The 25,740-nt window shown below is 56.1% G+C and carries 13 protein-coding genes; 11 read left to right on the forward strand and 2 right to left on the reverse strand.

What is annotated here, in order from left to right:
• Nucleotides 1-280: 280 nt before the first annotated feature.
• The 3 genes from P4G45_RS00970 (at nucleotide 281) to P4G45_RS00980 (ending at nucleotide 4,504) form a co-directional block, all read left to right on the forward strand.
• Entirely contained in the window at nucleotides 281-2,257 is a 1,977-nt protein-coding gene (locus P4G45_RS00970) for a CHAT domain-containing protein (RefSeq protein WP_348267832.1), read from the forward strand.
• Nucleotides 2,254-3,024, forward strand: a complete 771-nt coding sequence (locus tag P4G45_RS00975) for an N-acetylmuramoyl-L-alanine amidase (RefSeq protein WP_348267833.1) — start codon at nucleotides 2,254-2,256, stop codon at nucleotides 3,022-3,024. Before P4G45_RS00970 ends, P4G45_RS00975 begins: the two co-directional genes overlap by 4 nt.
• Before the next feature lie 241 nt (nucleotides 3,025-3,265).
• Nucleotides 3,266-4,504: a hypothetical protein gene (locus P4G45_RS00980; RefSeq protein WP_348267834.1), complete on the forward strand. Its 1,239-nt coding sequence runs from the start codon at nucleotides 3,266-3,268 to the stop codon at nucleotides 4,502-4,504.
• 289 nt (nucleotides 4,505-4,793) lie between these two features.
• Here P4G45_RS00980 and P4G45_RS00985 read toward each other — a convergent pair whose 3' ends face one another.
• Complete coding sequence (locus P4G45_RS00985) at nucleotides 4,794-5,783, reverse strand: hypothetical protein (RefSeq protein WP_348267835.1); 990 nt, start codon at nucleotides 5,781-5,783, stop codon at nucleotides 4,794-4,796.
• Nucleotides 5,784-6,119: 336 nt separating this feature from the next.
• Between P4G45_RS00985 and P4G45_RS00990 the strand changes: the two genes are divergently transcribed.
• The 8 genes from P4G45_RS00990 to P4G45_RS01025 all read left to right on the forward strand — a co-directional run bounded on the left by P4G45_RS00990 (nucleotide 6,120) and on the right by P4G45_RS01025 (nucleotide 21,781).
• The gene (locus P4G45_RS00990) at nucleotides 6,120-7,124 is read left to right on the forward strand and encodes a LacI family DNA-binding transcriptional regulator (protein ID WP_348267836.1); all 1,005 of its coding nucleotides are present in this window, start codon (nucleotides 6,120-6,122) and stop codon (nucleotides 7,122-7,124) included.
• Between the two features lie 161 nt (nucleotides 7,125-7,285).
• On the forward strand, nucleotides 7,286-8,242 hold the full coding sequence (locus P4G45_RS00995; RefSeq protein ID WP_348267837.1) for a carbohydrate kinase family protein: 957 nt from the start codon (nucleotides 7,286-7,288) through the stop codon (nucleotides 8,240-8,242).
• A gap of 407 nt (nucleotides 8,243-8,649) precedes the next feature.
• Nucleotides 8,650-11,934, forward strand: a complete 3,285-nt coding sequence (locus tag P4G45_RS01000) for a TonB-dependent receptor domain-containing protein (protein WP_348267838.1) — start codon at nucleotides 8,650-8,652, stop codon at nucleotides 11,932-11,934.
• Between the two features lie 70 nt (nucleotides 11,935-12,004).
• Entirely contained in the window at nucleotides 12,005-14,818 is a 2,814-nt protein-coding gene (locus P4G45_RS01005; RefSeq protein ID WP_348267839.1) for a PIG-L family deacetylase, read from the forward strand.
• Between the two features lie 106 nt (nucleotides 14,819-14,924).
• Complete coding sequence (locus P4G45_RS01010) at nucleotides 14,925-16,292, forward strand: APC family permease (protein ID WP_348267840.1); 1,368 nt, start codon at nucleotides 14,925-14,927, stop codon at nucleotides 16,290-16,292.
• Nucleotides 16,273-17,205, forward strand: a complete 933-nt coding sequence (locus P4G45_RS01015; protein WP_348267841.1) for a carbohydrate kinase family protein — start codon at nucleotides 16,273-16,275, stop codon at nucleotides 17,203-17,205. The genes P4G45_RS01010 and P4G45_RS01015 overlap by 20 nt, the downstream gene beginning before the upstream one ends.
• Nucleotides 17,183-18,550 carry a hypothetical protein gene (locus P4G45_RS01020; protein WP_348267842.1) on the forward strand — a complete coding sequence of 456 codons (1,368 nt, stop codon included), beginning with the start codon at nucleotides 17,183-17,185 and terminating at the stop codon, nucleotides 18,548-18,550. The genes P4G45_RS01015 and P4G45_RS01020 overlap by 23 nt, the downstream gene beginning before the upstream one ends.
• Nucleotides 18,551-18,952: 402 nt before the next feature.
• Nucleotides 18,953-21,781, forward strand: coding sequence for a PIG-L family deacetylase (locus P4G45_RS01025; RefSeq protein WP_348267843.1), 2,829 nt, complete (start codon nucleotides 18,953-18,955; stop codon nucleotides 21,779-21,781).
• 233 nt (nucleotides 21,782-22,014) lie between these two features.
• On the opposite strand, the gene P4G45_RS01030 is transcribed toward P4G45_RS01025, so the two are convergent.
• Entirely contained in the window at nucleotides 22,015-25,311 is a 3,297-nt protein-coding gene (locus P4G45_RS01030) for a TonB-dependent receptor (protein ID WP_348267844.1), read from the reverse strand.
• Between the last annotated feature and the right edge of the window lie 429 nt (nucleotides 25,312-25,740).

Consider the following 25,740-nt stretch of genomic DNA (forward strand, 5'->3'; position numbering starts at 1 on the left):
TGTGGTGATCTTTGCGACGGGCCTTTTTCCAGTTCAGGGAGGCAAAGATGTTCCGTCCGAGAAGATTCGAAGGCCTCGGTGTCAGCTTCAATATCGTTGGAATCGACCGACAACTCCACGGTCTACCGCGAAGCATGCGCGGCGCGGCCTCCTGCGAAACGCTCATCAGGACCGCAAACCACACCATTGAGTCTGACGAGGACATAGTCCGGTCCTCCGCCGAGTCCAATTTCGAGATCCGCTACAAATCAGCCAAGCCTTGAACGCAAAGGAGTACCCAATGGCTAGAATCTACGACGATTTTGAACTCCTGATTCAGGCCTCTGGCGAACACTTCGTCGTCCAGATCCTCAACTCCCCCACCGGACAGGCGACCAGCGAGTTCGACCATCCCTTCACTCAGGTTGAGCTCAGTAACTTCTACAGTCGAATCGGCCAGTCCCATCGCAGCATGCGTCGCCTCGACGCACCCGATTTGCAGGCCGCGAAACAATTCGGCGACAAGCTGTTCAAAGCAGCATTCACAGGCGAAGTCCTCAGTCAACTCCGTTCCAGCATCAATGTAAGCCACGGCCGCAACCATGGTCTCCGTCTCCGCCTCCGCCTCAAAGGTGCTCCTGCCCTCGCCGAACTCCCTTGGGAGTTCCTCTATGACCTGGAGCAGAACCAGTTTCTCGCTACCTCCTCCATGACCCCAGTCGTCCGCTTCCTCGATCTCCCCCACACCGTCTCCCCGATGCGCGTCCGCCTCCCTTTGCGCGTGCTCGTGATTTTAGCCGGGCCTAGAAACCTGCCCTGTCTTGATGCCGAGGGCGAGTGGGATCGCCTGAAACTCTCTCTTGCGAATCTCGAAAAGAACGGCGTCCTGGTCCTCGAGCGCATGCCCACCGCCACCCTCGAAGCACTCCGCAAACGCGCCCGCGGCGACCCGTTTCACATCCTCCACTTCGTCGGACACGGCGGCTTCGACACCAACGTAGGCGACGGTGTCCTCCACTTCGAAGACCTCAAAGCCATGTCACACCCCGTCTCTGGCCAACTCCTCGGCAGCATCCTTCGCGATCACGATTCACTTCGCCTCGCAGTCCTTAACGCCTGCGAAGGCGCTCGCCAATCCAACGAAGATCCCTTCTCGGGCGTCGCCCAGAGCCTCTGCCAGCAGGGCCTTCCCGCCATCATAGCTATGCAGTTCGAGATCAGCGACGACGCGGCCAAAGCCTTCGCCGAAGAGTTCTACGGAGCCATTGCCGACGGTTATCCAGTCGATGCTGCTGTCTCCGAAGGCAGAAAAGCTCTCTACACCGGCTCCTTCGGTCAGGAGTGGGCAACGCCTGTTCTCTACATGCGCTCACCCAATGGTGTTCTCTTCGATATCCAGCGCAGGTCCAAAAGTACGCCCGGGAAGGCCCCGGCTCCTGATCCTTCCACCGAGCCAGTTCACACCCAACCCGTCCTCAACCAACCGGTCATCAGCCAGCCCACCCTTATCCCCGGTCCACTACCCCCACCCTTCGTTCCACCACCACCTCCGCCTCTGCCTCAGAAGTCACCCGAACAGCTCGCCGTAGAGGCCGCAGCCGAAGTTCAACGGCGTGTAGACCTAGAGCGCCCTCGCCCCCAGCCGCCGCCTCCAGCCCCCACGCCCATCAGGGTCGGTCCTACGCCACCCCCGCACTCCAATCGCAAACTCTTCATCGGCCTCGGCCTCGGCCTCGGCGTCGTTGGCGTTGTCATCGCTGGGATTCTGATTGCCAACATCCCCAAGCCCACTCCACAACCCGAGCCAGAACGAACACCTGCAACCGAACCAGCAACCAATCGCGCCACAGTTGTCACTCCCCCATCGGCCACGACCATCACCCACTCGACAGTCCCCGACCAATCCACTACCGCCATCGGCCGTTGGATCGAGCAGTTCGTCAGCGCATCCGAAGGTCCTTCCACGCAAACCTTAAGAGCGTTTTACGGCGATACCGTTTCACCTTACTTCGCTAAGGACAGCGCCAGCTGGGCAGACATTCAGAGCGACAAAGAAGCGTACTTCGACCGCTTCCCTCAAATCCGCTACGCCATCGTCGGCGAGCCTCAGCACAGCACCCTGGATAATGGAGACCATGTCGTCGACTACACCCTTGCTTACTCCGAAGTGCGCAAGGACGGCAAGGCCTTCACCGGACGCTCCCACTATCGGATGACCCTCCGTGAGATCGACGGTTCCCTGAAGATCATTGGCATCGAAGAAAGGAAGGTTCAGTGAGACCTCACCTCCTGCTGATCGCTGCCATCCTACTTCTCCTCGCCAGGCCCACCGTCGCTCAGCATGAAGTCGAGCGCTGTAACCTTGCCATCGACATCGGGCACACCGAGACCACTCAAGGCTCAACTAGTGCACGCGGAGTCGGCGAGTACCTCTTCAACCGCACTATGGCCAACCTCCTCCTCGACAAACTCCACCGAGACGACCGCGTCGACGCCTTCATCATCGACGGCAACGACATGACTCTCCAGCAGCGAACCCAGTTCGCCGCTGACCACCACGCAACGGTCTTCTTCTCCCTCCATCACGACTCCGTTCAGCCGCGGTACCTCTCCACCTGGACCTACCAGGGCAAAGAACACCATTACAGCGCTAAGTTCCACGGCTTCTCTCTCTTCATCTCCGAGAAAAATCCCTATCCGAAACAGAGCCTTGCACTCGCACAATCACTCGGCACTCAACTCCTCGCCGCCGGATTCACCCCGACCCTCCATCACGCCGAAAAGATTCCCGGAGAAAGCCGTCCGCTACTCGACCCCCACAGAGGCATCTATGCATTCGACGACCTCATCGTACTCAAAACAGCGTCCATGCCCGCCGTGCTTCTAGAATGTGGTGTCATCGTCAACCGCAGCGAAGAACTCCATCTTACGGATCCCAAAAAACGCGCTCGCATGATTCAGGCTGTCGCCACGGCCATCGAACGCACATGTCCGCGAATTTCATTGGAGGATCACACCCCGACCACTTCCCGAGACGTGCATTAGTCTTCCCCTGGCCAGTCGGAGCGAATGGGAGACCCAGAGTCGGGCGGGCGATGATGAGGATGCAGAAAGGCTGGGTTAGAGGGCGGATTTCGTACAGAATGGAATGCGCTTGATCACAGCGGGATTTCGCGTGACTATGGGGCCCTGAAAGACAAGATGTCCTTGCGAGATGTTTGACTCGGCCGGACAGAGGTGCTGCGTGAGATGGCTCTCGACAAAACTGCTAAGGATGCTTGGGTTGTTGAGTATTCTGCTTGGTCTGCTATGGGTTCTTTTCCAGGCCGGAGCGGATGGGAAGCTCCTTGCTGGGTGTTCGCTGGTGGGAGCTGGCGTCCTGTTAATTACGGAGGCCTATTCACGAAGGGATCGGAAGATTCAACAACGGTTGTCGTACGACGACCACGACCGGCAGCTTCGTCAGGAGTGGGAAGCCCACCAAGGGCAGCGAGAATGGGTACGGGATGCTGTACTGGTTGGTCTGCTCGCGGTGACGGTGCTCGGCGGGTTGTGGGTGGCGGGGATCCGGTCGGGAGCGGGCAGAAACCAAGTGGTGATGGGCGGGGAGCCGAAGGGCTTGTCATTGCACTTGGGGCCGGAGCTCGAGAAGGCGATGATAGATGCTTTGAAGAGAACGCAGGGACAGGGCGGAGTGGGTGCAGGGGGGACGGCCAACGCTGGGGGAGGCAGGGGGTTCTCGTGGGAGACGGTGATGCTGGCGGCGATTGCGGCGGGGCTGCTGGGTTGGACGGTGAAGAAGCGGCCTTCAGCAGCGCCGGTGGTGGGCGCGGCGGAGCTGGCGTTGACGGCGATTAAGAATGCGGAGAAGCTGTCGCGGCTGGACCGGTGGATGTTCTGGGTGGCGATGGTGGCATTTCTAGGAGTGGCGCTGGTGTTCTTGGTGGTGGGTCTGGTGCGGATGCGTGCAGGGAATGAGGGCAGGGCAGATCGAGATGAAGGGGGAGAAGAGAAGAAGCTTGATTCGCCACTGATGATCGGGTTTTCGGCGCTGGTGCTGGGATGGGCGGTGGTGATGGTGGCGTACCACGCCGCCGCAGAGCCGCCGAAGCCTAGGGAGGCAAAGAAGGAGGAGGTAAGTGTGCTGTCCGTGAAGCGGCTTGCCCCGGTGCCGGTGTTTATGCGCGGGAATGCGGACCCTAGGACAGCGAAGGCGTATCGGGAGCTGAAGGACAGTTTTGTTGCCTCACGGCGAGAGGGGGACATGCTACTGTTGCTTGGATCGGCGGACTGTATCGAGATTCATAAGAGTGCGAAGGACAACGCAGAGCTGGCGACGAAGCGTGCGGCAAATGTGAAGACTCAACTGCTTGTCGATCGTGCCGCGAAGGAAGGAGAGATTGAAATCGACTCCCTGCCGCAGTACAGGCGATGCGGGGAGATGGAGGAGTTGCGGGCGGTGTTTCCATTCTTGGTGCATGCGGAGAGCGGGGGGCAGAAATTGATGGTTGAGAAGGGGCGATAGGGCTGAAGTGCCCCAGTGACAGACCAAATGCAAGTGGACTTGTTCCGACTGCCATGATGTTGTTAGAGCAGATGAAGTCCGCCTCCGCCGCATCTCTATTGTGGATTGCGCATTATCTCGTCGGTGTAAACCTCGCCATTTAGATCAGGATCCCCTTTCAACGGCGATACATGGGTTCGACTCGCGTCGGGGACGCATCAGGCAGATAGAAGATGCGTTCAGGTAAATGGAAGGTAGTCTTGCGCCGGTCGATACCAATCAATCGAACGGGACGACTCATGATCGCCTATCACCCGGTGGGGCCGGGTGCCAGATTGAACAGTTGCAACCGGAATTTGAGGGCGCCGCTGATGTTGGATAAGCCCGCGGTGACGCCGGAACCGAGGGAAATATAACTACCGGCAAAGGTCTTGATCCAAACGGTCATGTCGCCGTTGTCAATGAGGACGAACTTTTCGGAGTCCCCAATGGCGTCGACGGGGGTGTCTGTACGAAACTCTGATCCCGGCGCGCCGCCGTCAATCGCAGTGAGAACTGTGCCGTTGGCGGTCTGCAGGGCATAGGTGCCGTCCGGCTGCTTAAGCAGCGTCCACGAGATCTCGTTGATCTCGCCCTCCTCGGTGAGCCAGACCGCCCCTGGGCCGGGGTCGCCGCCGCCGCCGAACGCGAAGAGCCACCCGCGCAGAGCCTGTTCGTCAGAGCGGTTGCCGCCCCAGATCTGGATGCCATAGGTCGATCCGGTGCCGAAGCTGCCGGCGCGGTACGGGAGAAAGGTTTCCCATGACTTCGCTACGGTCGCGTCGGTGTGAATCGTGTCACCGCTGTTATGGCCACCGCCTCCGACTGCAGTCAGAAAAAACCCTCTGCTGGTCTTCAGCCCGAAACCGCTGAAGTCGTTGTTTGCGTCGAACAGCCGGGTTGGCGCGAAGAGCTCCCAGCTGGCGACCACCGTCGCGTCGGTGTGAATCGTATCGGTAGTCCGTCCACCAGCGGCCACGGCCGTGACGAAGTGGCCGTTGAGAGTTTGGATCCCGTAAAACCCGAAGTCGCTCGTGGACCACAGCCGGAACATTTCCCATGAACGCGGAACGGTTGCGTCGGTGTGGATCACGTCTGTTGTCCGTCCCCCACCGGATACGGCCGTGAGGAACGTCTCGTTGAGCTCCGTCATGAAGGCGAATTGGCCATCCAGCTCCTGCAAGCCACCCACAGGAATCAACGGCTCAGTGCTCGACATCGAGAGGGAAGCGGATTCATCAGCGCGATCTGGAATCTGCATCGTTGCACCTCATTCGAAGCTGTCCGAACGGAACAAACGCTAGCAAAGGTGACCATCGATGTCAATAACCTTCAGCCCCACTTGGGCTACACGCGTATCCGCAGTGCACTGAACGCAAAGCCGAAGACAGGGAAGTGGATAGCGATTCTTCCTGCTCGTCTCTTCTCAAGGAATAAGCCCCCACCTTGGCTGAAAGTGACCCAAATTGACTCAAATCCGAATTCCAATTGTCCTCTTAACTATTCATTCAAGCCAGCAGGACACGGCAAGGGTGGGTCCATTTGAGGAGTGTAAAATCGTAGCGGCCAGGCTATAGGCCGAGGAGAACTGACAGGCATGACTGTTCGCTTGAAGGACATCGCAAGCGACCTGAATCTTTCAAAGATGACGATATCGAGAGTCCTGCGGGGACAGACCGATGTAAGCGCAGCTACCAAGGCAAGAGTGCTCCAGCGGATGAAGGAGCTGAACTACAGACCTAATATTGCGGCCCGCAGCTTACGCAGCGGCAACACCTTCAGCATCGGGCTGGTCATTCCATCGCTGTCTGACCCATTTTTTACAGAAGTTGCTAGAGGCCTTGTCCAGACGGTGCGAGCGGCGGGCTATGGGCTTCTCATTTCTTCGTCTGAAGAAGACCCAGAGATAGAGCGATTTGAGATTGGGCTCCAGCTTTCTAGACAGGTAGACGCTCTGCTTGTTGCTTCCGTTCAGGAATCCACAGAATTCTTCGATGATTTGGGTCAGCAACACGTCCCTATGGTCTTCATCGGTCGTAAGCCCCCGTCCTTTGGGGCTCATTTCGTAGGCGTCCGTGATCAGGATATTGGATACGTTGCGGCAGCCCATCTTATCCAGACCGGATGCCACAAAGTCGCATACCTACGAGGGCCTCGCACCGCCGCTGCCGACCTTAGATATTCGGGCTATCGTGCGGCCCTGAACGATTTCAATATTCCCTTCAGGCCGGCCCTCGTAATCGAGGCTTGTGAGGCGGATCGTCACGAATATCGCCGAGGAGTCGAAGCGATGTGCCGATTGCTCACAGAAAAGGTTCGCCCCGACGGGGTCATGTGTTTCAGCGATCTGTTGGCCATTGGCGTCATTGATGCAGCACTCAATAAGAATTTGAAAGTGCCTGAAGACATCGCAATTGTTGGCTGCGGCAATCAGCCACTGATTCAATCCATGAAAGTTTCTTTGTCGAGCGTCGACCTTGCCGGATTGGAAGTGGGACAGAGGGCCGCCAAGCTTGTTTTGCGTATACTCTCATCGGAGAAAGTCGCTTCCAACAGAAGCTTGTACGTTTCTCCACGAATTGTCGTACGTGATTCGAGCTAAACCAGCGAAGACGGACTGCTGAAGATACGTCCTTGTTGACAAGGAGCGGCTGTCCCTCTATCGTTAGCCAAATTCCAATTGGTTATATCTGGGAAGAGCTGCTGGTCTTCATGATGTTCGAACCTGTCCGTCGGCCGACCCCAAGCTAGGTCGCGATACTTTTGAAGAGAAAGACTGCAAAGACCTTCGATCTCGTAGTTTTTGGAGAGTTCTTCTCCGATCTCATCTTCTATGGAGTTCCGGATCGACCTCGTCTGGGCGAAGAACTTAAGACTGACCACTTTTTGATAGCGCCCGGCGGCGGACTCGCAACTACGGCACTTGCGGCGAACAAGCTGGGTACCTCAACTGGCATCTTGACCAGGGTTGGTGCCGACGCGTCCACTCTGCCCACCTGGACCGGAATCCTCGATCAGGGGTTGGACGTGGGCGCCTGTGAGGTGCGAAAGGATTTCGCGACCGCTCTGACTGCCAGTATCGCCTACAAGGCAGATCGGATGATGGTGACGCATGAGCCGATCAATCGAAATCTTGAGGACCTTCTCGACAAGGTCGCGGTGCAGCGCAAACTCAAGCGCGCGCGTCACGTGCATTTGGCCTGCGCTCTTCATCGGCCGCGAAAGTGGATACCAATTCTGAAGGCACTTCGCGCGGAGGGCATAACCGTCTCAGCCGACTTTGGATGGAACCCCGACATCTCCATCACTGAACTTATGTCGATCATCAAGCACTGTGAATTCATCTTTCCGAATGCGCATGAGGCGTGCACCATCACCGGTACCAAAAGCCCTCTGCGGGCGCTTGAAAAGCTTAGCGAGTGGGTACCCGTTCCCGTCGTGACGCTGGGCGCGAAGGGCTCCATGTTGATGGCCGAGGGAAGGTTTTACAAGCAGCCTGCCCTGTCCGTTACGATCGTTGATGCTACGGGCGCGGGCGATGCTTTCAATGGCGGCTTCCTGCATGAATTTTTGCGCGGCTCTCAGTGGGACGATTGCCTGCGCGCTGGCAATATCTGCGGGGGGCTGGCAACCATGGCGCCCGGCGGTTCTCAAGGGCTTCCTTCGTATTTGGAGTTTGCAAGGCACATGCGTGCCTTCAAGGCACGCGAAAAGAAATAATATTTAGCGGCAAGTGGTCCCCTCCTTCAAGGTGATCCTCAATAGATCGGCGGGCCATGTTTAATAAACGCAAGCATAGCCTCTAAATTGCAAAAAAATAAATTAATACAAGTTTCTTGACAACATGCCTCCCGCCTGTTATTTCCTTGTAGGCATAGTTTCGTTACCGGTAACGGAAGAATTTGCAATCTCTACGGAATGCAGGGATTGCCGAGTCAAAGGCTGCCTTTTTCCCGCGTGGCGATAATAGCCTGCTCCACGAAAACGCTGGTACTACCTCGCGCCATAGTCGAACACACAAAGGAGTGTCTGAAATGGAGATCGTCAGATCTGAAGATAATTTCGTAAAGCAGATAAAGCGCCATCTTATTTGCAGCACCATTCTGTTTGGAGCGCTCATATCCGTCATGTGCATTTCTTCTGTGGCATGGGCGCAGATCGATACCGGCGCGATTACAGGGACGTTGCGCGATGACCAGGGCGCTGTTCTCCCGGGAGCTGCGGTAACCATCCGCAATGTTGCTACGGGTGTCGCCACAAAAACCACGACGAATGCCGACGGAACCTATCAGGTATTGGCGCTTATCCCTGGCATATACTCTGTGGAAGCGGTGGCGCAAGGATTCGGCTCGACAAAAAATCCATCTGTCGATATCCACGTTCAGACTCGTGCCCAGGTTGATTTCACCTTGCATGTGGGTGCCGTGCAAGAGCAGATCGAGGTGCATGAGAGCGGGGTCCAGCTCCAAACACAGTCTGCCGATGTCGGCGATGTTATTGGTTCCAATCAGATCGACAATCTCCCGTTGAACAGCCGCCGCTATGCGGATCTGGCGCTCCTGTCTCCGGGCATCTTCAAGAACCCATCCGTTGCAAACCCGGCCCCGGATCGCTTTAGCTCGAATGGAAATTCTGAGACGCAAAATTACTTTGCACTCGACGGAGTAGACAACAACTCGGGATCGACCAATCTTCAGGAAGGTTCCGTGCAGAATGTGCAGCCTCCTCCGGACGCGATCCAGGAGTTCCGGCTTCAGACGCGCACCTACTCGACAGAATTCGGTACTTCTGCCGGTGCCGTGGTCAACGCTTCGATCAAGAGTGGGACCAATCAGTTTCATGGAAACGTATGGGAGTATGCGCGCAACAGCATCTTCGATTCGAACACTTTTCTCAACAGACAGAATGGTATCGGTAAGGGGAGCTTCAGCCAGAACCAGTTTGGTGGAACACTGGGCGGTCCGATTCTGCACGATCGCATGTTCTTTTTCGGAGATTACCAAGGTCTGCGCAGCAGCAAGCAGGTGACGAAGCTATCGGTTGTCCCATCCCATAACATGAAGAGCGGTGATTTCAGCGAACTCGATCCCGCCGCATATCCGTTTCTCAGCAAGGCGACCGGACAGACAGGCTGCCTCAACGCGACGACGAGGATCATCGCTCCAAGCTGCCTCGATCCGGTTGCAATGAAGTTGGCGGCTCTCTTCCCAGACCCCAACGTCCCTGGTCAGACAATATGGACGGGCAATCCTAACTATCAGTTTGTGTATCAATCGCCGACGCAGATCAACTCTGCCGATGTCAGGATCGACCACAAGCTCACCGAAAAAGATGCGCTCTTTGGCCGCTATAGCTATATGAAGCAGCACCGGCAGGACCCCCCATGGACGAAAGACCCGATTGCCGGCAATGGGGGCTTTGCCACCGATTACAACATCCGCAATCAGGGGCTGGCGCTGGGGTGGACGCGCATCCTCTCCGCGTCCGCTGTGAATCAGGCGCGGTTTGGCTTCTCGCGCGATAATGCAGTGAGCGGCCCCATCGGGCTTACGCTCGGCAAATCGAATGCCACGGACTATGGCTTGACGGGCATCCCCGCCTCCCCCTATACCGCAGGCATCCCGCCCATATATATCTCCGGTCTCGTAACGCTTGGCGTGGATCGTTACCGTCCCCAGTTCCAGGTGGCGCAGGTATTTCAATTCATTGATACCTTCACCAAGCTGCAGGGCAACCATAGTCTGCTCTTCGGCTACGAGTATCACCGCAATACGGACAACTTCCTCGACCTGCAGGCACCCCAGGGATATATCCAATCCACTGGAATTTACTCGAACAAGTCCGGCTTCGGCTTTGCGGATTTTCTCATGGGGGATGTTGCTTCGACGATCTACAACACGCCTCTTGCAGTTCACAACTTTCTTCCCGGGCATTCGTTTTTCGCTCAGGACACCTGGCGCATAGTAAATCGGCTGACGGTAACCTATGGTGCGCGTTACGAGCTGTTCGCACCGTGGATGAACCGCACGAATTCGGTTTCGAACTTCTCTCCCGCTAATGGCGGCTCAATGGTCCCGTCAACGCCTAACGCGAAGGGCTGGGCTGATCGCTCCCTGATCAACCCGGACAAAAACAACATTGCTCCACGTATAGGTTTCAGCTACCAGGCGTCCGATAAGGTGGTCTTTCGCGGCGGATATGGCGTGTTCTACCAGTTCATCAACCGCATCGGTTCCGAGTCCATGCTTGCCCTCAATTTACCTTTTCTCAAGCAGATCTTTACATCTCAATCGAATGGCAGCGTGGATCCCGTCTTCTTTTTGAAGAACGGGTTTCCGGGAAAAACCTATGCAGCAGCCTCCGTACCGCTCTATCTACAGAAAGCCAATTGGCAAGACCCCAACCAGCGTACCAGCTATATTCAGCAGGCCAGCTTTGGACCGCAGTTCCAGATGAGTCCCACGACGGTCCTGGAAATGAACTGGATCGGAAACTGGGGCCATAAGATGAATCGTCTGCGCAATGCGAATCAGGGCGTTGTCACTGGCTACGCATCGCCAACTGCAGCTCTCGTCCAGTTTCCGTATGCAAACCTGAACACGGCCACCTCAACCATTGCGGGCGCGGGTCAGCACGCCTTCCTGGAGTACGCGACCAACGATGGCAACACCAGCTACAACGCGCTGGAGGTCAGCGCGCGCCGCCGTCTGGCGAATCGTCTCGGTTATCAGATCAGCTATACCTGGTCGCATGCTTTCGCGGACTTTACAGACAATCTCACTGGAGGCTCGACTCCCCAAAATGCCTACGACTACGCGCATGAAAAGAGCAACTCGCCCTTTGACCAGAGGCATCGCTTCGTTGCCAGCGGGCAATGGTCGGTGCCGATCGGCAAGGGAGGCTGGGTTCTGAACCGCGACTCCGTGGCTGCCAGTCTGCTCGGCGGATGGCAGCTCAACACGATCATTACCCTGCAAACCGGAACTACATTCAGCGTGGGTGCAGCCGACAACAGCCAGACCGGTGGCAGCCATGCATCCTATGCAAATTGCGTCGGCAATCCATTTGCCGGGACAACAAGTGATCGTAACCAGGTCAGCGATCGCAACTCAACGGAGCGCTTCATCAGCGCCAGCGGGTTCGCGCAACCGGGAGTAGGTACATTCGGAAGCTGCCGCCCGCGTATGTTTTACGGACCTGGTTCTCGGAATGTTGACCTGAGTGTCTTCAAGCAATTTTCTCTTGGCGACGTGCGCAAGATTGAGTTGCGCTTCGAAGGCTTCAACGCCTTCAACCATGCCAACTTCGGCAATCCGTCCGCCTCCGTGTCCAATACGGCCACCTTCGGCAAAATCACCTCCGTCGTGAACGACCCGCGCGAAATTCAACTCGCAGGCAAGTTCTACTTTTAGGCAATCCAGCTAGCTTCAAGTCATCTCAGTGGTCCTGTGAGAGCAGGCCGCTGAGGAGAATGGATGAGATATGTCCTTCCGATCCAAAGGTGCCCTGTCTGTGGCTCTGATGTCTGCGCTTCTCCCCAGCTTATGCATTGGAGAGAACGTCCCCCTCACAAAAACCGTGGTTGATGCGCGTCCCATCCCAATGGATCGCGGAGCTGCCGAAACCTGGAAGATGCTCAAAAAGCTGCATACCCGCGCAAGCATCCTTATGATCGTCGCTCATCCCGACGACGAGGATGGAGCGACTCTCGCCTACGAAAGCCGTGGACTCGGTGTACGCACGAATTTGATGACGTTAAACCGGGGCGAGGGTGGCGCGAATGTCATGTCCTCAGATTTGTGGGATGCTCTCGGCCTGGTTCGTACCGAGGAGTTGCTCCAGGCAGACCGATACTACGGTCTGGATGGGCAATACTTCTCGACGGTCGCAGACTACGGTTTTTCCAAATCGCTTAAGGAGGCTCTTGGTCAGTGGGGCCACGACCGTGTGCTGCGCGACGCGGTGCGCGTCGTCAGAACAGTTCGTCCACTGATCGTCTGCTCTGTCTTCGTCGGTGGGCCGACCGATGGCCACGGAAACCATGCAACGGCTGGTCTGATGGCGCAGGAGGTCTTCAAAGCCGCGGGTGACCCGAAGATGTTTCCCGAGCAGATCAAGGAAGGGCTCCTTCCCTGGACCCCGGTGAAGACGTATGCGCGCACTCCGTTCTTTCGTACCTCTGAAAAGGGGGCGTACGACTACGCCAACCACCGGTGGACTCCTCTAGGGGTGACGAATCACGTCACCGGTAAGTGGGAGCCAGGTCAGGTATCCACGACTGTCACCATTCCATCCGGAACCTTCGACACTCCGCTTGGGCTGACCTATCCGCAGATTTCGCGTGAGGGGCTGGGGTTTCAGAAATCGCAGAACGGCGGAGCGGATATTCCCTTTCCCGGCCCACAGGTCTCGAACTACCATCGCTTCGGTTCGCACATCGCTGCCAAAGACAAGGAGAATAGCTTCTTCGATGGAATCGACATTTCACTGACGGGGATCGCGGATCTCGCTGGAAACGAGCCGCCAACCTTTCTGAAGACCGGCTTGAAGCAGATTAACGATGCGGTGGAAAGTGCGATTGCCGGCTTTGCCGCGCAGGACCCTTCAGCAATTGCAGGGACCCTCGCCAACGGTCTCAAAGCAACCAACAGTCTAGTAGCCGAAGTCGAAAAGAGCACTCTCGCCCAGGAAGAAAAATACAACATACTGCATGAGCTAACAACGAAACAGCAGCAGTTCAACACCGCGCTTCTCGCGTCTCTGAGCCTTTCCGTCGAGGCAGATGTCGTGCCTCCTCCCTCTAGCGACGGGATCCCAGCCGAGTTCCGAGGTACTCAAAGAACGTTTCAGATGGCAACCCCAGGCAAGAATTTCAATGTTCGAGTGCATCTCTTCGATGGCGGCAAGCTTCCTGTCGAAGTTCAGTCCGTGGAGTTGAACGCCACTTCCGGAAAATCCTGGAACGCCTCCTCTGGGTCTGCCGCACCCAGGACAATCGAGCCCGGGAATGTCTCCGATGTGCGCTTCACCGCCAAAGTCCCTGATGATGAACCTTACACACGTCCCTACTTCACGCGTCCGGGGATGGAGCAGTCCTACTACGACATCGCCGATAATTCATCGTGGGGCATGGCGCTGTCGCCCTATCCCTTGCATGCGACGGTGCGCTTCAGCTTCGACGGCTTGACACTGGAATCTTCCCGGGTCGTCCAGGTGATCAGCAAGGTTGACGGCCCCGGAACCCTGCGTTACCCCATGCCGGTCGGTCCTCCTGTCTCCGTTGCAATCAGCCCTAGCGCGGGTGTGATCCCCCTGGACGAGAAGTCTTTTTCAGTAAGCGTGCGCTTGCACAACAATGTAGAGGGCCACGCAGATGAAACCGTTCACCTCGTCCTTCCCGATGGATGGACATCAACTCCCCAGTCGATGCCCGTGAACTTTACCCAGATGGGAGAAGAGCAGGCAGTAACCTTCACCATTCGTCCCGGGAATGTCTCCCAAAAACCGTATGAAATTACGGCGGTTGCTGACTACGCCGGCAAGTCATACAAAGAGGGCTACGTCACCGTCGGTTATACCGGGCTCCGACCGTATTTTCTATACAGCCCGGCCGCTTACAAAGCGACTGGCACCGATGTAAAGATGGCGCCATCTCAGAACATCGGCTACATCGAAGGCAGCGGTGACGATGTGCCAGCTTCGCTCAAGGCTCTCGGTGTTAATGTCTCGTTCCTTTCTGCGCAGGATCTTGCCAGTGCCGACCTGAGCAAATATAACTCCATCCTTGTCGGCGTTCGTGCCTACGCTGTTCGGCCAGACCTGGTTGCGAACAACAATCGTCTCCTGAACTATGTCAAGAATGGTGGCGTCGTCATGGTGCAATACAATACGCCCGAGTTTGACCATAACTATGGCCCTTATCCCTACGTCATGACAAACGATCCTGAAGAGGTGACAGATGAGAAATCGGTTGTCACTATCCTCGATCCCAACAACCCGTTGTTTACTTGGCCCAACAAAATTACTTCAAAGGATTTCGACGGATGGATTGAAGAGCGCGGCTCGAAGTTCCTCTCCTCCTGGGATAGCAAATATGAGCCCTTGCTGGAGACGCACGATGAGGGGCAGTCACCTCAGAAAGGCGGCCTCGTCTACGCGCGATATGGGAAGGGAGCTTATATCTACAATGCCTATGCCTTCTATCGTCAGCTTCCGCTCGGCGTACCGGGCGCATATCGCATCTTTGCAAACATGCTGAGCCTGCCGAAGAATCCGCAATTTCTCTCCGGAAAATAATTCAACATCCAAGAACGCCTGGTTGAAAACAGCTTCACATTGCGACGGAGCTTCATTATTCAATCGTTCACTTTAACTTGATAGCTCTGTCACTATCGCGGATTTCATGCAAACTCAAATCGCTCGTGCCGGAGAACAACTCGATCGCGGTATAGGTTTACCCGGCGCCATGTCAGCCAACATCCTTAACATGGTTGGCATCGGTCCCTTCCTTACTATTCCCCTCGCCCTGGCGGCCATGGGCGGCCCGCAGGCAATGCTCGGCTGGATAATGGGGGCAATCCTCTGCCTATGCGATGGCATGGTGTGGGCCGAGCTTGGTTCTACGTTGCCTCACTCCGGAGGCCCCTACCACTACCTTCTGCAGGCCTTTGGCCCAACCCGATGGGGACGCCTCATCAGCTTCCTCTTCCTCTGGCAGGCCCTCCTGATCGGTCCCCTCTCTATTGCCTCCGGGGCCGTCGGCTTTGGGGAATACGCAAATTTTGTTGTCCCCCATCTCCGGCACCATGATCTGGTACTACTCGCGATGGCGCTCTGTTTAGTCAACACTTGGATTCTCTACCGAAACATCCGCTCGATCGGGACCCTCTCCGTTGTCATCACGACGGCAGTGCTTGGCACCTGCGCATGGATCGTCATCAGCGGCATCTTCCACTTCAACAGTGCAATCGCCTTTAGCTTTCCTCCGCATGCTTTTCAACCCTCGCGGGCGTTCTGGTTTGGGCTCGGCTCATCTACGCTGATTGCCGTCTATGACTATGGCGGTTACAACAACGTTTGCATGTTAGGAGGAGAGGTACGAAACCCACGAAAGACTATTCCTCGCGCCGTCATTTACTCCATCATTCTCGTTGCTGTCCTCTATCTCGCAATGAACCTGTCCATTCTTGGAACGGTGCCATGGCAGCAGGGCCAGCATTCCCGGGCTATTGTCGCGGATTATATGCAGATGCTTTACGGCCGTTCGGGAGGCGTTGTTGTTGCGGTCCTCATTCTCGTCGCGAGCTGGGGGTCGGCCCTTGCCATTCTTCTGGGCTTCTCCCGCGTCCCCTATACCGCAGCGGTAGACGGACAATTTTTCAAGCCCTTCGCTCGTCTCCATCCGAAAGGAAGGTTTCCATCAACCTCTCTTCTCGTAATGGGGGGCCTCTCGGCACTTGCCTGCATCTTTTCACTTTCCGACTTAATCTCAGTCCTTATCGTGGTTCAAACGATGTTTCAATTTATCGCGCAATGTATGGGTGTGGTCCTTCTCCGCCGCAAGACGCGCTTGTCGACAGATATTTATCGAATGCCTCTGTATCCATTGCCGGCAATCGTCGCTCTGGTCGGCTGGCTGTATATCGTCCTGAGCAGCAAAGTCACGCACATCGCAATCGGGCTCGCCATGGCCGCTGTGGGCGCAGCCGTCTATCTGCTGGAGGCGAGACGAAAACAGGAGTGGCCGTTCTATGAACAGCATGAAGTGTGACGTCGCAGTCGTAGGCGAGATTTATATCGATCATATCTTTACCGGTTTCACGGCATGGCCGCAGCCGGGCGAAGAAGTGTTTACGAACGAGTACAAGCGCGAAATCGGCGGTGGGGCTGTTAACACCGCCTGTGCGCTCGCCCGACTCGGGCGCAAGGTCAGTCTCGTAGGAGGCATTGGCATCTCCGACGCCGAATGGTTTGAGGCGCGTCTTCTCGAATTCGGAGTTTCGACCGAAGGGCTTGCCCGTTCGGATGGTGAGACGGGAGTCACGGTCAGCGTTTCGATGAGAAACGACCGCTCCTTCTTCAGCTACCACGGTGAGAACGACAAGTTGGCAGGTCGGCTTCAGTCGAAATCGGTCATCGATGTTCTCGTGTCTGCACGGCATGTGCACTTCGCCCTTCCGCTAGAACACACCGTAGCGATGCACCTTCTGCCGATATTGAAAGCCGCCGGCTGTACGACATCGCTCGATGTGGGATTTCAACCGGCGTGGTTGCGATCTCCGGCCAGTCTGGAGATCTGCCGCGCTGTGGACCATCTCCTGCCAAACGAAAAAGAGGCATCCCTGTTGTGCGGCGGAGACATCGCCAGCTACCTTTCCTTCGCGGAGGACAATGGATTGGCCCAGGCCGTAGTCAAGCTCGGTTCTCGCGGAGCGGCTATGCTGGAGAACGGACGCCGCTATGAAGTAGCGCCCCCCGTCGTGGATGTGGTCGATACAACAGGAGCAGGCGATGCATTTGACGCTGGCTTTATCGACGCCCTCCTCGACGGAGTGGGCCCCGAAGACTGTCTACGCCGTGCCTGCATCTGCGGAGGTCTCTCAACGCGGCGCGCCGGATCTCTAAGTGCACTCCCCACACACCAGGAAATCGAGAATATCTATGAGCAAATTTATACGTCGTAAAATCGCATTCATCGGCGGCGGCGGCGTTCGTACACCGTTGGTCATCTTTGGCGTCAACGAAGCGGCAGAAGCCATCGGCGCGGAAGAACTCGTGCTCTTCGATCCCGACGCGGACCGTGTCCGCATCATGACGGAACTAGGCCGTGCCATCGTCGCCCGCGAAGGTGGCACGCTCCGGGTCAGGCAGGCCACTTCGATTGAGGATGCCGTCGAGGGCGCCAGCTTCGTGATGAACAGCATTCGCGTCGGAGGCATTCAGGCGCGCGCCCACGACGAGCGCACTTCAATCGACCATGGCTATCCCGGTCAGGAGACCACCGGCCCGGGCGGTGTCGCCATGGCCCTCCGCACTGTCTCCACTGCGGTCGAACAGGCAAAGATTGTGGAGCGCCTCGCCCCCCGGGCATGGCTCATCAACTTCACTAATCCCGCCGGCCTTATTACCCAGGCGATAAAACACAATACTGGCGCCCGGGTTGTCGGTATCTGCGACACTCCCACCGAGATGCTCCACCGTATCCACACAGCGCTGGGCGCCACTCCGGACGAGGTGCGATGTGACTATGTCGGGCTCAACCATCTCGGATGGATTCGCCGCATCGTGCTTCGTGGAGAAGATATCACCAGCCGATTGCTTGCCGACGACTCCTTCCTCAGTCAACTTTACTCAGTGCCGCTTTTTGAGCACGAACTCATCAGGGCGTTAAAGCTCATTCCCACTGAATACCTCTTCTTCTACTACTCGCGCTGCCGGGCGCTGGAGAACCAACGCAAGCAGGGAAGCACACGCGGCGCGGAGGTCGAACAGCTCAACAACAAGTTGCTTAGCAGGCTCTCTCAGCTTCTACAAAGTGGGGATTCTACAGCTGCAATCGCCACTTATGTCGATTACCTCAACAACCGCTCTGCCTCTTACATGAAGCTGGAAGGAAATGGCGGCTCAGCTCTCGACTTAGCGGAGTACAGCAACGAAGATCCGTTCCTCGCGGCAACGGGATATCATCGAATTGCCCTTGACGTCATGAATGCGCTCTGCGGTACGCAGCCACAACGCATCATCGTCAACACCCAGAATATGGGAGCCATCGCGGAGATTGAAGATACAGATATCGTCGAGACCTCCTGCCAGATAGGCGAGGACGCTATCACCCCGGAGCCCGCTGGAAAACTGCCAGAAGCCGTTCGTGGCCTTGTCCTTGCCGTCAAAGCCTACGAGCGGGCGGCAATCGAGGCTGCTCTCACTGGCTCCGTTTCCATGGCACGCAAAGCTATGCTTCTCTACCCCGCTATCGGCGAATGGGAGCCATCGAAAGAGCTTCTCAACCAATTGATTGTCCATTGTTAGCAGCGTGATAACAAATAATGGATTCCGCAATGAGTCGAGTGTCCGGGCTCTTTTGTACGATTTCTCGTAAGAGCCTGGACCAAAAAGCGGAGACGTGGCGAGTTCACTTGAGAACTGACGTTCTCTTGAATCGTTAGAGCGATGCTATTGCTGATCGAACTGCATTTAGAGCGTTTTCAACGCGTTCAATCATGCCGTAAATGATCTGCGCGAGATTCAACTTGCCGGAGAGTTTTATTTCTAACAGGCTGTCCGAAATGCAGCTGCCACATAGAAACAAGGCGCCTTAAGAGAGGGTTGATCATGTTCTTGGGTTTAAGAACCTTACTAAAAGCCGCAATAGTATTCAGCATTCTGTCGGGCGCCTGTTTCGCCCAGTCAGCGCAAAATGGGGAGTCGGAGGTGAGCCCTGAGCGTGGGATGGTTGGCGAGGCAGCGACAGTGGACGCAGCGCCGCTTCCTATCGATCGCGGGGCTGCGGCTTTGTGGCAGTCTCTACGCAAGCTGCACACGCGCGCTAGCCTGTTGATGGTTACGGCACATCCGGACGATGAGGACGGAGGAATGCTCACGTATGAATCGCGTGGCGAAGGAGCACGGGTAACTCTGCTCACGCTGAATCGTGGTGAAAGCGGAGCCAACGTGATGTCGCCGGATCTCTTCGACGCGCTCGGTCTGGTGCGGACAGAGGAATTATTAGTGGCCGATCGGTACTACGATGTGGACCAATTCTGGACGAGTGTTATCAACGACGGGTTCTCCAAAACCAGGGAGGAGTCGATGAACCACTGGTCGCACGACCGGGTGCTTGCCGATGCTGTACGAGTCGTACGTATGACCCGGCCCTTGGTAGTTACCTCGGTCTTCATAGGTGGACCGAGCGATGGACATGGCAACCACCAGGTGGCTGGAGAGATGGCACAGGAGGTATTTCGTTATGCTGGCGATCCAAAGATGTTCCCGGACCAAATCCGGGCCGGCTTGCATCCATGGTCGCCGCTGAAGGATTATGCGGAGGTCCCGCGCGCCCGTGTCACAGAAAAGGGTGTCTACGATTATGCTACCCACCATTGGGCTCCGCTACGCGTGTACGACTATATCCATGACCAATGGCGACCGTGGCCAATCGATGCGAACGTCATCGTGCCCACAGGGAAGCAAGAGCCCCTGCTGGGCATCTCCTACGCGCAGCTTTCCCGTGAAGGGCTGGGTTTCCAGAGATCACAGAATGGCGGATCAAGCATTCCAGCATCGGGGGAGATGTTCAGTAAGTATCATCGGTTCGCTTCCGTCCATGCCGCAGAAGACAAAGAGGGTTCGTTCTTCGATGGCATCGATACATCTCTGATGGGAATTGCAAGCCTGGTCAAGACAAATGATGCGGCTTTCCTGCGCCAGCAACTGGTAAAGATCAATGAACTGGTTGAGCAAGCGATGAGAGAGTTTGACCCCCGCCATCCCGAGAAGACGGCGCCGCTGCTGGCCTCAGGGTTGAAGGCTACTGTCGCGCTCATCGCGGAGGTACGCGCGAGCAATCTTTCCGACGATGAGAAATACGATGTGAACCACGAGCTACGCGTGAAAGAGATGCAATTCGAGAAAGGTCTGGCTCAATCATTTGAGCTATCGATTCTGCCCACGATCGCGCCGGACCACAGAGCTGACCAAAGCATTGCCGGGCCCAGCGGGACGCCCGAATCATTCGTGATGGCCATTCCCGGGCAGCAGTTTGCTGTTAATGTCCATATCGACAATCCCAGTTCTGTTCCGGTGACGTTAGCGAAGGTGGAGTTGTCCACCCGCGAGGACGAGCATTGGAGCGTAACTCCGAGCGATACGGGTTCCTCTACTCTGTCGGATAACAAGCCGATCAATCAGCGTTTCCAGGTAAGCGCGCCTCAGAATGCATCTTTTACGCGTCCGTATTTCAGCCGCAAGGACGTGGAACAGCCCTACTATGACATTAATGACCAGCGGTTTATGAGCCAGCCTTTCGCTCCATATCCGTTAGCTGCCTGGGCCACGTTTCGCTATCATAATGTGATCTTTCACGTGGGCAGTGTCGTGCAATCGGTGAAGCGCATCACCGGACAGGGAACTGTGATGGAGCCACTGGTGACAGGTCCGGCAATCTCGGTCTCGGTGAACTCCTCTAAAGGAGTTTTGCCACTAACGGCGCGATCCTTTCCCCTTGAGGCCAACATCCATAGCAATGTGAAAGGGCCGGCCAAAGGAACTGTGCGGCTGGAGTTACCTGCCGGATGGATAAGCTCGCCGGCAGTGGCTGAGTTCTCCACCAATAAAGATGGAGACGACCGATTGGTGCTATTCAACGTCACACCGTCGCACATTCGCGAGGAGCCTTACGACGTGACCGTTGTGGCTGACTACAACCGTCGCCGCTATCGAGAGGGTTATCGGACGGTAGGTTATCCTGGCCTCCGTCCTTATAACCTGTACCGGCCTTCGACCTATCGCATCACCGGCGTTGATGTGAAGTGCGCTCCCGGTTTGAATGTGGGTTACATCATGGGCAGCGGCGATACAGTGCCGCAGGCTCTTGAGAATCTCGGCGTCAACGTGACGTTTCTGACTGCTCCTGACCTGGCAAGTGGCAACCTTAGCAGGTACGACGTGATTCTGCTGGGGGTGCGCACTTATGCGGTGCGGGATGATCTGAAGGCCAACAACAGTAGGCTGCTGGATTACGTGAAAAATGGCGGAGTGGTGGTGGTGCAATACAACACTCCCGAGTTCGACAAGAACTATGGGCCGTATCCGTACACCATGACAAGTGATCCTGAAGAGGTGACAGATGAAGCCTCGAAGGTAGATATCCTGGCACCGGATAATCCGGTGTTTCAATGGCCCAACAAGATTGGAGCCAAGGACTTTGAAGGCTGGGTAGCCGAACGGGGATCGAAATTTCTGAGCCAATGGGATTTGCACTATCAGCCGCTCCTCGAAACTCACGATCCGGGTCAGAATCCGCAAAGAGGAGGCTTGCTCTACGCTCGTTATGGCAAAGGCATATATATCTATAACGCATATGCTTTCTACCGCCAGCTACCAGAAGGGGTGCCCGGCGCATTTCGAATTTTTGCGAATCTCGTTTCCTTGCCGAAAAATCCGCAAATCAACTCTTCGATGGGCAGCACAAACACGGATGAGGCACATCGGTTGGTATACCTTCCGCCACACCTTCACCCCACTGCTGAAGGCCTACGGTAAGGATGTCAAAGTAGGTTTGCTCAAAGAGGGGCCAAATGAAAGCGAGCTCTTATTGGGCGACCGAGATGTTGTGGTAACCAAAAGTACATCTAGGAGTGGTTTGAACAATCTGTGTGATGGATGAGGTGAGTTGTATTCCATGTCGGCGGAACGGCCCGGCTGTCAGATTCACGTAAGGAAACGGCTGGATACTGCGCCAAGACGCAGCATCCAGCCTCAGTGGTTGAGACTTGTTAATAGGAGAGGCGCAGTGCGAGTTGCATTACTCGAGGGTCACCTGAAAGCGAGGTGATCTGACCCGCTGCTCCGCTGGAGAAGTTGTTGTTGGGTTGACCGAAGAGAGGTGTATTGCTCACGTTGAAGACCTCCCAACGAAACTCCAGATTGGCTGTTTCGTGAATGGGGAACTCTCGCAGGAGAGCAGCATCGAAGACATTCGTGTGCGGACCCCGGAGCGTGTTCCTACCGCTGTTGCCAATGACGCCGGGGGCAGGGAGGGAATACGCATTTGTGGCGTTCGGGGCATGAGCGACGCACTGTGGATTCTGTGCAGCGTAGAACCAGCAGTCCGTATTTTGAACGAGCGTGGGTTTGCCAATTACATTCAAGGTAGCGGTAGCTGCACCGTATGGATCCAGCGCGGCAGCGAGCCCTCCACCGCCATTGACCGTAAAGGGATGGCCGCTGTAATAGGTGTAGACGCCGGAGGTACGGAAGCCGCCCACGATAGAACTGAGGAGTCCGTGGTTAGCAAAGGCCTTCCCCTTGCCGAATGGCAACTCATAGACATAGTTGACCGAGATGCGATGCGGGATATCGAAGTCGCTGAGGCCGTACCAGGAGGCGTAGTTTCTGCCGTTGGGTGGTGCTCCCGAGTTACTCTCAAGCTCCTCCGGCGTGTTATCCAGGCTGCGGGAGTAAGTGTAAGCAGTACGGAAGCTGAAACCATTGCTGAAGCGCCGGGATAGGGTCGCCTCAAGGTCGTTATAATTTCCGAATCCGATTGAGTTGGTGTATTCGATGTAGCCGAAGTTAGTGAAAGGAACCTTGCTGGGAGCGCCCGGGGTTGCAATGCTGGGCTGATTAAGATCGCTGATGACGTCGAGATGGGTGGACTTGGTGCCGACGTAATTAACCTCGGCGGTAAGATTGCCGGGAAGCTCACGCTGGAAACCCACACTCCACTGCTGCACGTTCGGAGCTGGTGCGTTGGGGTTCATGGTGCGTAAATGGTAGGCCTGAAGCTGCGACAGGTTGATTGTCGACGGATCCAGGAAGTTTGAAGGAAACCCATCCTGAGCAATCAGAGCTGGAGTCGTTGAGTTTGATGCAACTGCCGGCGCTTTGTTGATAAGGAAGGGTGGGTTCAGCGAAAGCTGGTTCTCGCTGCCGAAGCGCTCAAACATCGCATAGTAGTAACCATATCCGGCTCGAATGACAGTCTTCGTATCCGGAGAATAGGACACGCCAAAGCGGGGGCCGAAGTTCTTGTAGTTGGGATTGACCAGCGCGCGGTCCTTAAGAGAGCCGCTCTTGGCAAAGACTAATCCGCCGGCGCCTCCATTAGCGGTAGGGTCGAAGTTGGCCTGCTGGTTTTTCCCTTCCAGAGCGGGGGTGGCGAAGTCGTAGCGGAGTCCAAGATTGACAGTGAGCTTGGGCACTACCTTCCAATCGTCTTGAACGAAGCCGGAGATCATCCACAACCGCTGGTCGACGAAATGGACGTTCGTCAACTGCGTAGATTGCGCGAGACCGAGCAGGCCGTCGGCGTAAGAGAGTCCGGGCGTAAGGCACTGGTTGTTCGCACCACCGCGCTGGCAACTAAAGATGCCGGTGAAGCCAAGGTCGCCGCGAGTACCGGGCTCATCTTGAAAGATGTTGCGCATGGGAGCATATACCGTGCCGCCCAGCTTGAGCGAATGTTTGCCCAGCGCCAGGGAGATCGTGTCGACCCACTGGATCTGCTGGGGCGTCTGGGATTTGGGCAGAAAGTCCGGCGAGCCGATGAAGGTGAAGTTGGCGAACTGCGTCAGTGGGACGCCACCGGCAACGGCTGGGTTGTTGGGGATGCCGGGAACGAACTCGTCCGCAGCGTTCAAGCCGAAGGGGTCCTGTTCCGCAACGGACTTATTACGAATGAAGCCAAGATGAAACTCGTTAAGAACGTTGGGGGAGAAGATGTGGGTCCAGCCGAGGACTGCGCTGTGCGAGTTAATCTTCTGGCGGCCGAATGCAGAAGTCGAGGTGCCATCGCCAATGCCGCCGTAGTTACCGGGGATAAAGCGAGAGCGGTTGATATAGCTGTAGCGGACAAAAAGGTTATCGGAGCAGGAGGCAGTCCAGTCAACCCGGCCGTCATAACTGTCATTGTTGTCGCTCAGGCCGGCATTGCGGAAGTAATTGTTGAGCTGACCCGGCAGGTTGGGCTGCGGAAAGAGTGCAATGATGCCCTGCATCGCCTTGTCGAGCCGGTCGGCTGGAATCTGATTGTTGGGGAAGGGCTGGTTGGTGCGAGGGTCGAAGATTGTGGGATACTTCACGCCAAGTAAAGCTGCCGTCGCGGGACTGAAGTCGCCGATCCGTTCATTCGGCAAAGGCACCGTCGAGGTGCGGGAGACGCCTTGCTTGATGCGTGTGCCTTCGTAGTTAAAGAACGCAAACAGACGATCATGGACGATGGGGCCGCTGATGCTTCCGCCGAACTGGTGCTGATTGTTTTGCGCCTTTCGGACTTTGCTACGCTTCGTGAAGTAGTCTGTCGCATCGAAGAAATCGTTGCGGAGATATTCGAAGGCAAGAAGATGAAAGCGGTTGCTGCCTCCCATCGTGTTGACAGAAAGAGCTGCGCCGGGAGCTCGGCCATACTCGGCCGAGTAAGGATTGGTCACGATAGTGAACTGCTGGATGGTGTCTACGGAGGGATGTGCGGCCTGCGTGCTTAACTCTTGAACGTTCTCGGAGATGGTGTTGTTATCGATGCCATCGAGGATGAAATCGTTCTGAAGTGAGTGAATGCCGTGGACGTTGAAGCTGCCGGTTCGTCCAGCGCTGGTAGCGCCGCTCTGCTGAGTGAAGCGGCTGATCTGCACCCCAGGAACCGTTCGAAGAAGGTCGTCCCAGTTGCGCTGATAAAGCGGTGTCTGCTGGATAACCTCGCTTGTGATCACCGTGCTGATGGAGGCATCGTCCGGGGAAAGAGTGCTGCCTGCGGCGTTCACCGTAACCTCTTCCTGAGAAGTGCCAAGTTTAAGTGTGAAGTCGCGGCGGCTCTTCTGGGCGGCATTTAATTGGACATCCTCACTCATGCCTGCGAAGCCCGTCGCATTAATGGAGACGGTATAAAGGCCGATTGGGAGCGACGGGAAGCTGTAGTAGCCCGCGCCGTCCGTCTCGCCTGTGCGGTTAAGCCCGGTCGCTTTATTAGTGACGGTGACATTGACGTGCGGGACATCGGCTCCACTGGGATCGACAATCAGGCCAGTGAGGCTAGAGGTATTGATCTGAGCATTTGCGGTGATCAGGGTGGCCAAAATGCACGTTAAGACCAAAAATAGGCGATGACAGAAGGACTGAGTTTTCATTGTGTAGCCTCGGGGAAATTAGGGAGTTCCGGCATCTCCCAGGAAATGAATCTTCCGCTTCTGAGCGGATCGCTGCCGGATAAGTCAACGGTAACTTCGCCACTTTAGTGCGCAGTCAATGCCGCATGAACGGGAGGTGAAAACGAACCGATACGACACCCAACATCCACTGTTCAATGTAAGGAGACCGTTGGAATGACGAGGTGTCGTACTTACAGTGCCCAGAAGTCGTCTATCGACCAATGTGAGAAAGATAAAAGAAGAGAGTTAGTGCTGAGAGTGGACGGAACTGATCGGAAATCTCTAGGCGCGATAAATTCCTGCGATATCGAGAAACCGCCAATGTACTTTCTTTGCGTTATCATACAAACGTTGAAG

Origin of the sequence: Edaphobacter paludis (assembly GCF_039993895.1) — a bacterium.
In the GTDB taxonomy this organism is placed as follows: Bacteria; Acidobacteriota; Terriglobia; order Terriglobales; family Acidobacteriaceae; genus Edaphobacter; species Edaphobacter paludis.

What these genes read in the sequence shown, in the direction of transcription:
- P4G45_RS00970 (WP_348267832.1), top strand. Translation starts at nt 281, where the DNA reads ATGGCTAGAATCTACGACGATTTTGAACTCCTGATTCAGGCCTCTGGC.
- P4G45_RS00985 (WP_348267835.1), bottom strand. Translation starts at nt 5,783, where the DNA reads ATGCAGATTCCAGATCGCGCTGATGAATCCGCTTCCCTCTCGATGTCG.
- P4G45_RS00990 (WP_348267836.1), top strand. Translation starts at nt 6,120, where the DNA reads ATGACTGTTCGCTTGAAGGACATCGCAAGCGACCTGAATCTTTCAAAG.
- P4G45_RS01000 (WP_348267838.1), top strand. Translation starts at nt 8,650, where the DNA reads ATGTGCATTTCTTCTGTGGCATGGGCGCAGATCGATACCGGCGCGATT.
- P4G45_RS01005 (WP_348267839.1), top strand. Translation starts at nt 12,005, where the DNA reads ATGTCCTTCCGATCCAAAGGTGCCCTGTCTGTGGCTCTGATGTCTGCG.
- P4G45_RS01010 (WP_348267840.1), top strand. Translation starts at nt 14,925, where the DNA reads ATGCAAACTCAAATCGCTCGTGCCGGAGAACAACTCGATCGCGGTATA.
- P4G45_RS01015 (WP_348267841.1), top strand. Translation starts at nt 16,273, where the DNA reads ATGAACAGCATGAAGTGTGACGTCGCAGTCGTAGGCGAGATTTATATC.
- P4G45_RS01020 (WP_348267842.1), top strand. Translation starts at nt 17,183, where the DNA reads ATGAGCAAATTTATACGTCGTAAAATCGCATTCATCGGCGGCGGCGGC.